The sequence below is a fragment of the Brevibacillus sp. MCWH genome, assembly GCF_013096935.1.
Classification (GTDB): Bacteria; Bacillota; Bacilli; order Brevibacillales; family Brevibacillaceae; genus Brevibacillus; species Brevibacillus aydinogluensis.
Genome location: NZ_SDLF01000002.1, coordinates 46,502 through 59,977, shown reverse-complemented (window position 1 = coordinate 59,977; position 13,476 = coordinate 46,502). Strand labels below are relative to the sequence as shown.

The window sequence follows — 13,476 nt, the reverse complement described above, 5'->3', positions numbered from 1 at the left end:
GCGCATGAAGAAGGAACAAGTCCGCCAAGCCGCCGCCAAAGGCAGGCCGCATCCGCTCACCCGGGCAGGCCACTTTCCTCCGCGGGTCGGCTTTTTCCCGCAGGTGACGGGCAGCTATCCGCCCGTAAATTTGCCTCCGGTCAAACCGTATCCGCCCGATCCGTACATGGACCAGTTTTCGCTGCCGGAAGCGCTGGCAGCGGGCACGCTGTTTCGGTGGCTGTATGATTCGTATGAGAATCCGTACCGGAAGTAGGATAGCGTTTGGGCATAATGAAGAGCCATCCACGTTTAGGAAGCGGATGGCTTTTTGCATTTGCGGGGACGATTGAAGGACTGTGATACGCGCGTAAGCGGCTACTTGACCAAGAGATGTGAATTGTTTTTCAGGTTCTCGATCAAGCGCTGCAGCTCTTCAATCATTCTGTTGTGATAATCATTGTCGGATTCGTTGTTCCATTTCTTGTGTTCGGCTTTCAGCTTGTTGATGATGTTCAGTCTCACGAGTTCTTCCTCATACCCATCGCGTAAAAAATCAAAGAAAAATTCATCAACGGATAATCCCAGTTCGTCCATCATTCCTTCGATCAGCGGCGATCGGTCTTGCAGGTAGCTGTTTTTGATGTCCTCAATGTGCTGGATGATCTCTTTTTCAGAAGGATACAAGTGGTGTTCCAGCGCATATTTCCTGAGCAAATGTTTCTCAATTACCTTATCCATCGCCTGCTCAGGTGTTAGGGTAACGCCAAAAGCCTGGGAATAGGCGGTATATCTGGCGATTTTATCGTTTAATTCCTCCTGGGTGATGGTCATGTCCGCATTCTTCTGAAGAAAAGCATTAAAGGGGAGGGAGGCTCTGTCCATCTTTACTGTTTCGGTGTATATCTGCGCAAATTTTTGCCCTCTCTCAAATTCATCGGGATCCTTTTTTGCCCATGTATGAGAAAGGGTGCCTGCACTTAAGACAAGAACCGTTAACGATGCGACTGCGATTCGTGTCATCTTCATCGGTTACACCTCTTATGGCCACAAAAATCCTTTCCAAATTATACCACAATGTGAATTCTGGATGGGAGGCAATCCTTCAGCGAGCCGACGGAAAAACCGCCGGCTCTTTTTTGCGTGTGGGCGGACCCCAGGCGTTTGCCCGCGTCTCGACATTGACCGTGTCATGCCTGTTCTGACAGTCCGGGGCCGGGTAGACAAGAGCCAAATTTGCGCGGCAAGCGGTATGCGTCCAAGTGTCCGTCTGCCGTCAGCATACTATTTAGCAAGCGTTTTGCAGCAGCATGCTGTTTGTCAGCCATGACGGGCAGAGGCTTCAGCCATGAAGTGATTGTGCATGTATAGAAAGGGGGTACCGCGACCATGAACATACTGGTGACAGGCGCCGCCGGCTTCGTCGGTTCCCATCTGTGCGAACGGCTGCTGCAGATGGAGGGAACGGAAGTGGTGGGCCTCGATGTGTTTGTCAATCCGTCGCTCGCTCCTGTCAAACAGAGAAATATCGCCGCGCTCGTCAAAAATCCGCGCTTTCGGTTTATCCAGGAAGACCTGCTCCAGGCTGATCTCCCCGCTCTGCTGCAAGGAGTAGACGTGGTGTATCATCTGGCTGGCATGCCTGGTGTTCGCTCCAGTTGGGGCAGCGATTTTCAGTTGTATGTTACGCACAATATTCTGGCTACCCAGCGGCTGTTGGAGGCGGCCCGCGTCAGTAAGCTGGATCGGTTCATCTATGTTTCCACCTCGTCCGTCTACGGTGAAAAGACCGGACGGGTCCCGGAAGACGCTCCGCCTGTACCGCTTTCCCCATACGGTGTCAGCAAGCTGGCCGGCGAGCATTTATGCCATGTCTATCGGCTCTGCTACGGGGTGCCGATTGTGATATTGCGGTATTTTACCGTGTATGGCCCGCGCCAGCGTTCTGACATGGCGTTCCATTTGTTTATCCACAGCCTGATGAAACACGAGCCGATTACGGTGTTTGGAGACGGTCGGCAGACCCGCGATTTTACGTACGTTGCCGACTGTGTGGAGGCCACGGCTGCAGCGCTGACGGCAAACGGAGTGATCGGCGAGACGATCAACATCGGCGGTTTGGAACGTGCCTCCGTGCTGGACGTCATCGCCATGCTGGAGCGGTTGACAGGAGAGAAAGCGATACTCCGTTTCACGGGAAATCTCCACGGGGAGCCGAGACACACGTGGGCAGACATCTCGAAAGCGGAGCGACTGCTGGGGTACCGGCCTGTTGTTCCCTTGGAAGAGGGACTGGCCCGGCAAATCGCCGCCATCCGTTCCACGCTCTCTGATTGATTGCAGCAATCAGCCCTGGCCGAATCAGTGGATTGTCCCCCCCATCGGACAGGAAGAAAAATTCCGCTTTGCAAAGTGGATATCTGCTCAAACCGACCAGCAGACAGGTTCATATAGTGATACAAGTCAAAGGGGAATCCGATGACTATACGCAAAAATGACACTTGATGGTGGGAGGTCAAAGGCAGATGTCACAAGAAACCTGGTTGGAGCATCTGAGCGAAACGCTGCGGGACGAAAACGGGATCGAGGAATTGGAGGTTGAAATCGAATACGCGGACGGCAACAAAAAGAAACTGATCTACTCGTCCGGCCAAGACCCGATCCTGGAAGAAGAACTGAACGAGGAAGACGACGAAGAAACGGATAGCGTCGTCGCGCAAGCAGATGCAGATGAAGAGGACGACGAAGACGAGGCAGAATCCGAAAAAGGCGATGACGACGAGGAAGAAGACGAAGAAGAAGACGAAGAAGAAGACGCGGAAGTAGACGCAGACGAGTCCGATGAAGACGAAGATGAAGATGAAGACGAAGACGAGACAGAAGAAGACGACGAGACGGAAGAAGAAGACGAAACAGAAGACGAAGAAGACGAGGAAGAAGACGCGGAAGTAGACGCAGATGAGTCCGATGAAGACGAGGAAGAAGACGAAGAAGAAGACGAGGAAGAAGACGAGGACGACTAAAAACAGCATCAACATGCAACGCGTCGAGACGATGCGCCGGGCAGGCGCATCGATTTTTCTTGTTCCGGTGCGGATGAGGGGGCCGTTGGCACGATTTCTCAAGTGCGGATAGATATTTGTCCGTTACGTGATCCTTTCGCTGCGAATACCTTATAAAAGGTTTACGAAAGATTTACACCGATTTACAAAACGTACATCGGAGGGAGACAATGGACCAATACGTTATCAAGCCGTGGGATAACCCAGAGGCAACAGGAAACAAACCTGTTAATTGGGATTTGCAAGTGCCACCGGAGATCGACGCGCTGGCGGAACAAGTGATGACTCACTACGACATGTCTGTCAGCGAGCGCACGTTGATCACATCGAAACCTGACAAGGGTGGTGCGATTTGGCGAATCCAGACCAACAAGGGACCGCGCAGCCTGAAGCTGCTGCACCGTGCTCCGGCGAGGAGCTTGTTTAGTGTCGGGGCGCAAGCGTACATTCGCCAACAGGGGGGCAGAGTTCCCGAGCTCATCCCGGCAAAGGACGGCAAACTGTTTGTTGAAAGTGGCGGAAAACTCTGGATCGTCACCGAATGGGTGGAACCCCTCACGCCGGCGACCAAAATTGACCTCGCTGGAGCCCAGCAATTGTGCTACGGATTGGGTGAGTTTCATCGCTACTCCAAGGGGTACGTCCCTCCGCAAGGGGCGAAGAACGCGTCGCGGCTGCACAAATGGCCCAACTACTACAGGAAGGTGGCCAAAAAGATCGGGTGGCTGCGCGAAGTTGCCAAAGTGTACAACGACATTCCTGCCAGCCAAGCGATACTCTCCGTAGTCGACGAGTTTGAGCGGCAGGCCTGGGATGCGCTGCAAAAGCTGAACGAGTCTCCCTACCGACACATGGTGGCGATGGGCGAACCGTATTGGGGACTGGTTCACCAGGATTACGGATGGTCAAACGGACAGATGGGGCCAGGCGGTCTGTGGGTGATCGACCTGGATGGGGTCGCGTACGATCTCCCTTTTCGCGACCTGCGCAAGTTGATTACGAGCACGATGGATGACATGGGCGTCTGGGATATTACCTGGATGCGCGGAATGATCGAGGCGTACCACGAGGCAAATCCGCTCAGTGCGGAAAGTTTCGACGTCCTGCTGATTGACATGGCCCTCCCCAACGAGTTTTACAAGCATCTCAAAGAAATATTTTACGATCCGGTGACGTTTTTGAGCACGGGAGGAGTGGAAGCTATCCAGCAGCGGATTGTCGCCGCGGACCAGTCCAAGTGGCAGGCGCTGGCGGAACTGGCCAAGGACAGAGCCAAATACAAGGCAGAGAATTACGAACAGTTGGCGGCGCTGCGCCAACCGAGCCGGCCGGCCAGGGAAAGTGTTCCGGATGCAGACAAATGGGTTCTGCAGCAGCCGGCACAAGCAGAGATGCAGCCAGAATCGGCTATGGAAGGCAAACGGGATATGGCTGCTGTGCCTGAACCGCTCGCACAAGGAAAACAGCGTGCGGCAGAAGAGCCTGCAGTTGCTACGAAGCAAGGAAAACAACGTGCGGCAGAAGAGCCTGCAGTTGCTACGAAGCAAGGAAAACAACGTGCGGCAGAAGAGCCTGCAGTTGCTACGAAGCAAGGAAAACAACGTGCGGCAGAAGAGCCTGCAGTTGCTATGAAGCAAGGAAAACGGCGTGCGGCAGAAGAGCCTGCAGTCGCGACAAAGGTAAAGGAACCAGTCGGTGCTGCGCCATCCGAAGCGGAAGCGAAGGAGCCCGCCGTCTCATTGGTGCCTGTCGTGCGGGATAAAGTGCGGATAAAACTCAAAGCCGCAGACGCCAAACGCGTCTACCGCAAGCGTGTTCGCGTTGTGAAACGAGATGAGAGCCGCCCGCAGAAAAAACGTAAGCCTGTGAAAGCGGTGAGGAGCGTGAGCCGGCGCAAACCGGAGAAGGCTCGGACGACGAAGCGCAAATCGGTCCAGACGCCTCGGACGACGATCACGCGCAAACTGACACAGTCTGCTTCGCAGGCAGCGAAGCGCAGAGCGAAGCAAAAAAGCAAAACCGGCGTCGTCAAGCTGAAAAAGTTGGCGCGCCGAGCGGCTTCCACGGTGAAGGTCAAACGAAAACAGCAGAAGTCATCCGCATCGGCAAAAAGAACGGTCAAAGTCAAAAAGAAAGCGGTCAAAAACTGAAAACGCCTCTTCGGCCAAACATCGACCACTTGAATTAAGGCGGCCGCAGCTGCCGTCCAAAAGCCGTACGGCTGCAGGCAAGACAGACGGGCCGCCAGCTTGAACCAAGCGGCGAGATGGGAAAGGAGAATTCGGATGAAGGGGTTACTGATCTGTACGGAAAAATTGCCCGTACCGCCAATCCGGGGCGGTGCCATTCAAACCTATATTGCCGGTATCGTCAATATACTTGGCAAGCACCACAACGTAACGGTATTGGGGACGTCCGATCCCTCGCTTCCGCAAGAAGAAACAAGGGAGAATGTTCGGTACGTGCGTGTCAACGGACAGGGCGTCTTTGAGCTGTACGCGAAAGAAGTGGTCCAGTATCTGCGCAACAATTCGTACGACATCATTCACGTATTCAACCGACCGCGCCTGGTTCCGCTGATTCGGGAAGTGTGTCCCCGCGCGCGGATCATTTTAAGCATGCATAACGATATGTTTGATCCAGCCAAAATTGAACCTGACGTCGCTATCAAGGCGATCGAAGAAACGGAGCGGATCATCACCATCAGCAATTACGTCGGCAAGGTGATCTGCGAGTTGTATCCGCAGGCGGCGTCCAAGGTGCGCACCATCTATTCGGGTGTAAATCTGGACGTGTTCGTGCCGTGGGAACGGTCGCAGACGGCCAAGCAAATTCGCAACCAGCTCCGCTCGGAGTACAAACTGAACGGAAAGCAGGTCATCTTGTTCGTCGGACGGCTCACTCCGAAGAAAGGGGCCGACGTCCTGGTCAGGGCGATGAACGAACTGTCGCGCCGCCATTCCGACATTGCGCTCGTCCTGGTCGGGGGTTCCTGGTACAGCGTGGACAAAGTGAGCGATTACGTGGCTTACGTCCGTGCTCTGGCTGCGCGTTCTCCCGTTCCGGTCATCACGACGGGATACGTGCCGGCCGAACAGATTCACCACTGGTTTTGGGCCGGCGATATTTTCGTCTGTCCCTCGCAGTGGGAGGAGCCGCTCGCCCGCGTCCACTATGAAGCGATGGCCGCTGGACTGCCGTTTGTCACGACGCAGCGAGGCGGTAATCCAGAGGTGATCATCAACGGCAACGGCCTGTTGGTCGAACAGCCGGAAAATCCGCAGGCATTTGCCGAAAAGCTGCACACGCTGCTCTCCAACCGCGATTTGCAGCGGAGAATGGGCAACGCCGGCCGGCGTTTGGCCGAGGAACGATTCACGTGGAGCCGGGTGGCAAAGGAAGTGCTGCAGGTCTGGAACGGATAGCACCCGTTCATTCGTTCGCCTTGTAAGATGACAGGCCAAAAAGCGCGTCCGTTTGGGAAGCAGACAGGGAGGATATGACCGGTACGTGCCGGAATACGCCTCCCTGTTTCTTTTTTCAGCGGAGCGTGATCCGTTGCGAAACAGGCTTGTCCACCTGTGGAAAGCAGACACGCCATGGGAGACGATCGGGAAAAACGAAGACCGGCCCAGGCGCGGAACGTGCACGCGACGGCGAAACGATCCAGGGATTTGCCCGAGCCGGCAGGCAGACTCGTCTGCTCCCCACAGACGTTCAGGAGGTCGGGATGACGGCCACGATCCGATTCATGGGAATAATCACACTGCCAGGGACAGCTTCTTCGCTGGGCGCAGGCTTCAATTCGATGATGCCGTCTTCCACGCGAACCAGGTTCCCGAACCGGTAACGGCGACTTTGCGCTCCCCAATCGACGGACAGGATGACTTCAACGGCTTTTTGGTTTTTCATGCAGCGTTCCAGTTCCTTTCGCAGGCTGTTCATGCTGATCGCATCCGCCGTCTCCGGAGAGTCGACATCTACTTTGACGACAGGAGCCGGGATGATGGCAGGCGGGGGTGCGTCCACACGAACCTCGGGTGCCGTGACGTTCACCTGTGGGGTCGGAGTGGTGACATTCACCCGCGGCGGTCGGACATATACGCGCAGCGTCTTGTCATTTTTCTTTATGCGCCGCGTTGTTCTAACAGTGAGAGAACGGGAGCGGGATGCGGAACGGGCTATCCTCTTTTTTGCTGCTTTGGCCGCTTTCATTACTGACACCTCCATCTGTGCATGGTGTAGTATATGCACGGCGGGAATGCAGGAATTGGACAAATATCCAGCAGGTGAAAAAATGAGCCAGTCCTGGAGGAACTCGACACATTTTTCCAAACATAGAGGAATTTTTTAAAAACGTAGGAAATTCGTGTATAATGGTCGGGGAATCGCTAATACATAGGTGGAGGTCTCGTGCATGAATTACTCGCAGTTTAAACCGATGGGAGTGGGAAGCCTGCTGGATCGGAGCTTTTCTCTCTATCGGCATCACTTTGTTCAATTTTTTCTATTGACGTTGCTGCTACTTGGACCATGTCTCCTGATGCAGGAGGTATTAATGACAGATTTTGACAGCGTGCCTCTGGTGAAGAGCGATGAAGAATCGTCGACTTTTTGGGAAATCTGGCAAAACCGCCTGGTTGAGCCCGACCCCGCCCTGAACGACAACGTGGGGGATAACGTGGGGCTCCTGCTGTTGAACCTGCTTGTCATTGTGCCGCTGACGTTGCTGTTTGCCTATCCGCTGACTCTCTCGGCGACACTGCTGATGACCAGAGCGGGGGTGACAGGGGAGACGATCAGCATGAAAGCGGCGCTGAAGCAGGCGCTGAGCCGGGTGTGGCCGCTCGCCGGCAGCACGTTTGTATTTGGACTGTTCATTTCAGGCATCCTGGTTATTTTGACTGTGCTTTTTATGGTGGTCGGCATCAGCATCGTAGGCATGGCGACCGTGGATGACAGCGATCTTTCACCGCTCGCCCTCATCGGTTGGCTAATCGGCGGGTACATCGCACTGATTATCACAGTCGTGCTTGTATCGAGCTTTTTTGTGATTCGTTGGGGGTTTTACCTGCCGGTAGTGTTGCTGGATCATGAAGGGCTTGGTATTGGAAGGAGCTGGAAGATAACAAAGGGCAACTTCTGGCGCCTGGCAGCGCTGTACCTGGTGATGACGGTGATCTACACCATCTTCTCTGGCGGCATTTCCGCCTTGTCGCTCGTCGTTTTTGGCACGTCCATCCTGAGCAAGCTGATCCAGGTGCTGGTCTCGTGCCTGCTGATGCCGTGGATGATGATTGTCTACGCTCTTTCCTATCTGGATCTGAAGCTGCGTTATGAAGGAACAGACGTGGAGGCGCTGCTGAAGCGGCAGGCTGCGGCGGAGTTGAATGGCAGCCATGATTGATGCGGATCAACTCTCCCGCGACAAGGAGCGGCTGGCGCAGATATTGTCTGCCGATGAGTATGCCGTTCGGGCAGAGGAGGGAAAAAGCTGGCTGGATGTGCTGATGGAGCCCATCGTGGAGATGATCAGCCGCCTGCTGAAGCACGCTGACGTGTCGCCGGGAGCAGTCAGCACACTGTCGGGTGTGATCATCATCGCCGCTCTGATCGGCCTGTTCGTGCTGATCATCTGGCTTATCAGCCGGATGGTGCGGACGGTACAGCGAAAAGCAGTGCCGCTTTCGAGAGGGGAACACATCCGCACGCACGCCGATTGCCTGCGGGAAGCCAAGGAAATGGGACAGCGGGGCGAGTGGCGGGAAGGCATGCGCCTCATGTTCCTGTCCCTGCTCTTGTATCTGCAGGAGCAGTCGTGGATCCGGGTGGAAAAGTGGAAGACCAACTGGGAGTATATGGATGAGCTGCGCGAACGCCAGCCGGCTTTGGAACCGCTGTTTCGCCGCCATGCACACGCCTTTGAACAGGTGTGGTACGGCAGGAAGCGCGTGGAGGAGTCGGTCTTTTGGCAGCATGTGAGCGAGCTGGAACAGCAGTGGAGCGGGGAGGGACAGCATGGGGACCGTCGCTAAATACCGTCTGGCTCTCGCCGCCGCCGTACTGCTGCTAAGCGTGCTGGGCTGGCTGTTCATCAATCCGGCAGCTCCGTCGTATCCGCCGTACGTCTCGTTTTCGCCCCAGCCAACCGGTCTCAAGGCAGTCGCGACGCTGCTGGGGGAAAAGCGAAGCGGCGTCAAAGAGTGGCGCCAAGCGTGGCGCTTTTTGCCGTCGGGCGGCGGTCAGGCGCTGATCGTGGTCGAACCGCTCCAGGTGACGGACATCGAACGGGAGGATATCCTCCGCTGGGTGGAGAGCGGCAACGACCTGATCGTGTTTGAAAAAAATCCGACCGGATGGGAGGAGGCTGACCTGTCGGCCGTTTCCGCGGGGGAGGCAGGAGATGAGGCAAAAAAAGAGAGGCCCATCTACACCTCTATCCCCGGTCAGAGCGGGACCGGGCTGGTGCATGCGCACAAGCGGCTGGACGACACGCCGGGCATGGAGAAGCTTCTCTCCGACGATCTGGGCATCATCGCCGGACGGACGCAGGTGGGGGCTGGCACAGTCACGCTGTTTCTCGTGCCCGAGTGGCTGACGAACGAGCAGGTGATGAACCACTCCCACTTCGAACTGATCTGGCCGTACCTGCAGGGGGACTGGAGCGTCGTCTGGCTGGATGAGTACCATCACGGCTATCGGCAGCAGCCGGGCATGCTCGCCGTCTACCCGGGTTGGTTGGTGGCGGCTCTGGCCCAACTGGGGCTAGTGCTCCTGTTTTGGCTGTGGCGGAAGGGCAAACGATTTGGCCCTGTCTACACCCTGCGGGAATGGACGGTTCGCCGTGGGGATGAAACGCTGCTGGCCGTGGCGAGCTGGTACGAACGGCGCCGCCTGACCCTGGATGCCTTGAAGATCCGGGAGGCGTACCTGCGGCAGGTCATGCAGGAGCGCTGGGGGCTTCACACCCGGGCTTCGTTCAGTGAAATCGCGGCGGCAGCCAGGGCGAGGTGGAGCGAAGCGGAGGCGGCCTCGCTCATCAGTCTGCTCGATCGGATCGAGAGGGCAAAGGCGGAGGGGCGCTGCTCGCTCAAGCAGTTGGTGGCCGAAAGCCGCATGCTGGATGACATGACAGAGCGCGTGGAAAAGGAGTGAATGAGACGTGGAACAATTGCTGCAAGAAATGGAGAAACGCGTGTTGGGACAGCGGCACAACATTCGGTTGCTGCTCGCGGCACTGCTTGCCGGCGGTCACGTGTTGCTGGAAGGGGTGCCCGGGATCGGCAAGACGAAGATGGTCCGCACCCTGGCCGGCTTGATCGGCGGCGAATACAGACGGATTCAGTTTACCCCCGACATGATGCCGAGCGACATCATCGGCAACGTCGTGTTCAACATGCAGCAAAACCGGTTTGAAACGGTGAAGGGACCGGTCTTTGCCAACCTGCTTCTGGCTGACGAGATCAACCGCACGCCCCCCAAGACGCAGGCGGCGCTGCTGGAAGCAATGGAAGAGCGGCAGGTGACGATTCACGGCGTCACCTATCCGCTGCCTGATCCGTTTTTTGTCATCGCGACGCAAAACCCGGTGGAGTACGAAGGCACGTACGCCCTGCCGGAAGCGCAGTTGGACCGGTTTCTGTTCAAACTGCAGGTCACCTATCCGTCGCATGAGCAGGAAACGCAGATTCTCAGGCAGCACGTGCCATTCTTTGCCGAGCCGGCGGAAGGGAGCGAGCCGGTCATCAGCATGGAGGAGATCGTCCGCGAGCGGCGGAAGCTGGCCGACGTGGTGGTGGAAGATTCGATCATCGAGTACATCGCCACACTGATTCGCAAGACGCGGGAGACCAATCGGCTGCTGCTGGGGGCCAGTTCGCGAGCAGGCATTGCCGTCCTGATGGCGAGCAAGGCCTGGGCTGTTTTGGATCAGCGGACGTACGTCACGCCGGATGACGTCAAGACAGTCGCACGGCCGGCTCTGCGCCACCGGCTGATTCTTGCGCCGCAAGTGGAATTGGAGGGGGGAACCAGTGACCACATCATTGATGAGACGCTGGCCGCGATTCCGGTTCCTCGCTAGGTTTTTCTTCGACGACTTCATCTTGCCGACCAGGCGGCTGATTCTCCTGGCGCTGTCCGGCTGCCCGCTGGCGGCGCTGGGATACCTGCTCGGCTGGGGGTATGCCGTGTTCTGGATGGTGAACGGGTTGCTCGTCATCGCGAGCGTAATCGACCTGGCATCGCTTCCCAGGCGCAGGGAGCTGATCGCGGTGCGTGAACTGCCGGAGCAGATTGATCTTGGCCGGGCGCTGCCCGTCTGCATCCGCCTGGAAAACAGGAGCGGCCAACTCGTCTGGTACGAACTGCTCGACGATTTGCCGCTCTCATTTGATCGGCTGGAGCTGCTCGCGGGAGAACTGCCGCCGGGCTCCGTCACGGTCCGCTACGAAACCCGCGCCAGGGAGCGGGGAACGTACACGTTGTCTCATCTGTATCTGCGCTACAGGGGGAGCATCGGATTGTGGCAAAAGCAGGCAAAGCTGTCCTGCAAGCAGTCGGTCAAGGTGTATCCCGATTTGTCCGCCGTGCGCGGGTACCTCAACTCGCTCCAGGAAAGCCTGATCGTCGATGGCAGGAAAGTGATGCGTCGGGCCACGTCGGGTTCGGAGTTTCACGCGATCCGCGACTACGTACCGGATGACGATCCCCGCCACATCAACTGGTCGGCCTCTGCGCGGACGCGCCGCCTGATGACCAACCAGTACCGCCCTGAGCAGGGAAAAGTTGTGACAATTCTCCTGGACTGCGGCCGGATGATGGGCGTGGAGCTGAACGGCCGGACAAAGCTGGACTTGTCGTTGGAAGCGGCGCTGACGCTGGCCGCCGTCGCCCTGCGGCAGGGGGATCAGGTGGCGCTGCTCGCCTTTTCCCATGAAACCAAGGTGTACGTGCCGCCGGGCAGAGGGCTTGCCCACCTGCACACCTTGCTGGACGCGGTCTTTGACCTGCAGAGCGACTTCGTCGAATCCAATCCGCTGCAGGCGCTGGAGTACCTGTTTCGGCAGCAGAAGCGGCGCAGCCTGACGGTGCTGTTTTCCGACATGGAAAACTACCTGCTTGAAGATCAGATGGCTGCGTACCTCAGGCGGTTTCGGCGCAGTCACCTGTTGTTATTGCTCTCCCTGGCCGACCCGCTGCTGCACGCCTGGAACAAGGCGGAGACTGTCAGCAGCCGCCTGGCGTATATCAAGGCCTTGGCCCAGCGCTTCCAGCTTGATCGGAAAGCGTTTCAGCAAAACATGATCGGCGCGGGCATCCAGGTGCTGGACGTCCCGGCCGATCAGCTCACGCTGGCGGTAGTGAACCGCTACTTGGAGATCAAGGCGAGAGAAGCGCTGTGACGCTGCCGCTTCAGCCCGTATATGTACCAGCCGACAATGACGATGAGGGTGAGAATCGCCACCGCGTATTTCGCCTCGAGGGAGAGTGCGGAGGGCGTGATGTACCCTTCGATGATACCGGCGACGACAAACAGCGGCAGCGTTCCGAGCAGCAGTTGGGCCGATTCCTTGGCCGCCTGCAGGAACTGGTATTTGCGGTGGTATGGTCCAGGTACGAGCATGCGGTAGCCCATGTGCAGACCGGCCCCGCCGGCGATGAAAATGGCCGTCAGCTCGATCACGCCGTGCGGCAGGATGTAGGCCCAGAACGCGTAGCTGGCGTTCGCCTGCCAGTAGACCGCGGCCAGCGCTCCGACCAGCAGGCCGTTGAACAGCAGCAGATAGAGCGGCACCAGGCCAAGCGTCACACCGCTGATGAAGGCGAGAATCGCTACCTTGATGTTGTTGAGCATGATCTCCGTGGAGATCAACGGACTGTCAATCGCTGCGTGTCCCTGGCCGAGCTGGCTGGGATCGATCCGTTCGGCCATCCCTTCCGGCAGGACGTAGTAGAGATTCAGCGGATCGGCCATGACGGCGGCAAATCCGGAAACGCCGCCGATCAGAAACAGGACGGCCGCCCAGCCGATAAACGGCAGGCGTTTGCGGATCAACTCCAGCAGGTTGACCCAGAAAAAACGGGAGAGCTGTCCGCCGCTGGTCGACTGCTGCTTGTACGCGATGTTGTGGGCACGGGCCACCAGTCGGTTCAAGTAGCGGGTCACCTCATCGTGCGGGTGATAGGTGCGGATGTAGGCCAAATGGGCAGAGGTCTTTTTGTACAGCAGCGTCAGCCGGTCAATGTCAGCCGCGCCAATCTCCCGCGGCCGCTTGTGAAAACGATCCAGCAGCCGCTCCAGTTCGGCCCAGGTGGATTTGTGGGTGTGCCAAAACGACGTCACATTCACGATGAACCCTCCGTTTGCGTGGTCTATTTACAAATAATAGGAATATGAATGGTACTTACTCGTTTCGGAGAAGGGAGAACGTTT

General features: G+C 57.1%; 13 protein-coding genes. 10 read left to right on the top strand and 3 right to left on the bottom strand.

Translation table 11 applies throughout. The features are described from left to right. Positions 1-4: 4 nt before the first annotated feature. Entirely contained in the window at positions 5-256 is a 252-nt protein-coding gene (locus ETC00_RS01840) for a hypothetical protein (RefSeq protein WP_171564263.1), read from the top strand. A gap of 101 nt (positions 257-357) precedes the next feature. Here the strand turns inward: ETC00_RS01840 and ETC00_RS01835 are convergent, their stop codons facing one another. Next, the gene (locus tag ETC00_RS01835; RefSeq protein WP_171564262.1) at positions 358-1,008 is read right to left on the bottom strand and encodes a hypothetical protein; all 651 of its coding nucleotides are present in this window, start codon (positions 1,006-1,008) and stop codon (positions 358-360) included. A 360-nt stretch (positions 1,009-1,368) separates the two neighbouring features. On the opposite strand from ETC00_RS01835, the gene ETC00_RS01830 reads away from it, so the two are divergent. The 4 genes from ETC00_RS01830 to ETC00_RS01815 all read left to right on the top strand — a co-directional run bounded on the left by ETC00_RS01830 (position 1,369) and on the right by ETC00_RS01815 (position 6,466). Next, the gene (locus tag ETC00_RS01830) at positions 1,369-2,316 is read left to right on the top strand and encodes an NAD-dependent epimerase/dehydratase family protein (RefSeq protein ID WP_171564261.1); all 948 of its coding nucleotides are present in this window, start codon (positions 1,369-1,371) and stop codon (positions 2,314-2,316) included. Between the two features lie 188 nt (positions 2,317-2,504). Further along, complete coding sequence (locus ETC00_RS01825) at positions 2,505-3,002, top strand: AAA family ATPase (protein WP_171564260.1); 498 nt, start codon at positions 2,505-2,507, stop codon at positions 3,000-3,002. Between the two features lie 209 nt (positions 3,003-3,211). Next, entirely contained in the window at positions 3,212-5,191 is a 1,980-nt protein-coding gene (locus ETC00_RS01820; RefSeq protein WP_171564259.1) for a CotS family spore coat protein, read from the top strand. Between the two features lie 135 nt (positions 5,192-5,326). Continuing rightward, positions 5,327-6,466: a glycosyltransferase family 4 protein gene (locus ETC00_RS01815; protein ID WP_171564258.1), complete on the top strand. Its 1,140-nt coding sequence runs from the start codon at positions 5,327-5,329 to the stop codon at positions 6,464-6,466. Between the two features lie 292 nt (positions 6,467-6,758). Here ETC00_RS01815 and ETC00_RS01810 read toward each other — a convergent pair whose 3' ends face one another. After that, positions 6,759-7,256, bottom strand: a complete 498-nt coding sequence (locus tag ETC00_RS01810; RefSeq protein WP_171564257.1) for a hypothetical protein — start codon at positions 7,254-7,256, stop codon at positions 6,759-6,761. Positions 7,257-7,599: 343 nt separating this feature from the next. Between ETC00_RS01810 and ETC00_RS01805 the strand changes: the two genes are divergently transcribed. From ETC00_RS01805 to ETC00_RS01785, 5 genes are read left to right on the top strand one after another with little or no spacing between them, the layout of a single operon-like run. Continuing rightward, positions 7,600-8,448 carry a DUF7847 domain-containing protein gene (locus tag ETC00_RS01805; RefSeq protein WP_249178832.1) on the top strand — a complete coding sequence of 283 codons (849 nt, stop codon included), beginning with the start codon at positions 7,600-7,602 and terminating at the stop codon, positions 8,446-8,448. Continuing rightward, entirely contained in the window at positions 8,432-9,076 is a 645-nt protein-coding gene (locus ETC00_RS01800; protein WP_171564255.1) for a DUF4129 domain-containing protein, read from the top strand. Before ETC00_RS01805 ends, ETC00_RS01800 begins: the two co-directional genes overlap by 17 nt. Beyond that, positions 9,060-10,196, top strand: a complete 1,137-nt coding sequence (locus ETC00_RS01795) for a DUF4350 domain-containing protein (protein ID WP_171564254.1) — start codon at positions 9,060-9,062, stop codon at positions 10,194-10,196. Before ETC00_RS01800 ends, ETC00_RS01795 begins: the two co-directional genes overlap by 17 nt. A gap of 7 nt (positions 10,197-10,203) precedes the next feature. Beyond that, positions 10,204-11,124: an AAA family ATPase gene (locus ETC00_RS01790; RefSeq protein WP_171564253.1), complete on the top strand. Its 921-nt coding sequence runs from the start codon at positions 10,204-10,206 to the stop codon at positions 11,122-11,124. Beyond that, positions 11,075-12,445, top strand: coding sequence for a DUF58 domain-containing protein (locus ETC00_RS01785; protein ID WP_171564252.1), 1,371 nt, complete (start codon positions 11,075-11,077; stop codon positions 12,443-12,445). Before ETC00_RS01790 ends, ETC00_RS01785 begins: the two co-directional genes overlap by 50 nt. Here ETC00_RS01785 and ETC00_RS01780 read toward each other — a convergent pair. Beyond that, entirely contained in the window at positions 12,412-13,392 is a 981-nt protein-coding gene (locus ETC00_RS01780) for a stage II sporulation protein M (RefSeq protein ID WP_171564251.1), read from the bottom strand. The genes ETC00_RS01785 and ETC00_RS01780 overlap by 34 nt on opposite strands. Positions 13,393-13,476 lie beyond the last annotated feature (84 nt).

Bases quoted from the DNA above. Each gene is read 5' to 3' on its own strand.
- ETC00_RS01830 (WP_171564261.1), top strand. From the start codon at position 1,369: ATGAACATACTGGTGACAGGCGCCGCCGGCTTCGTCGGTTCCCATCTG.
- ETC00_RS01800 (WP_171564255.1), top strand. From the start codon at position 8,432: ATGGCAGCCATGATTGATGCGGATCAACTCTCCCGCGACAAGGAGCGG.
- ETC00_RS01805 (WP_249178832.1), top strand. From the start codon at position 7,600: ATGACAGATTTTGACAGCGTGCCTCTGGTGAAGAGCGATGAAGAATCG.
- ETC00_RS01815 (WP_171564258.1), top strand. From the start codon at position 5,327: ATGAAGGGGTTACTGATCTGTACGGAAAAATTGCCCGTACCGCCAATC.
- ETC00_RS01840 (WP_171564263.1), top strand. From the start codon at position 5: ATGAAGAAGGAACAAGTCCGCCAAGCCGCCGCCAAAGGCAGGCCGCAT.
- ETC00_RS01810 (WP_171564257.1), bottom strand. From the start codon at position 7,256: ATGAAAGCGGCCAAAGCAGCAAAAAAGAGGATAGCCCGTTCCGCATCC.
- ETC00_RS01835 (WP_171564262.1), bottom strand. From the start codon at position 1,008: ATGAAGATGACACGAATCGCAGTCGCATCGTTAACGGTTCTTGTCTTA.
- ETC00_RS01820 (WP_171564259.1), top strand. From the start codon at position 3,212: ATGGACCAATACGTTATCAAGCCGTGGGATAACCCAGAGGCAACAGGA.
- ETC00_RS01825 (WP_171564260.1), top strand. From the start codon at position 2,505: ATGTCACAAGAAACCTGGTTGGAGCATCTGAGCGAAACGCTGCGGGAC.
- ETC00_RS01795 (WP_171564254.1), top strand. From the start codon at position 9,060: ATGGGGACCGTCGCTAAATACCGTCTGGCTCTCGCCGCCGCCGTACTG.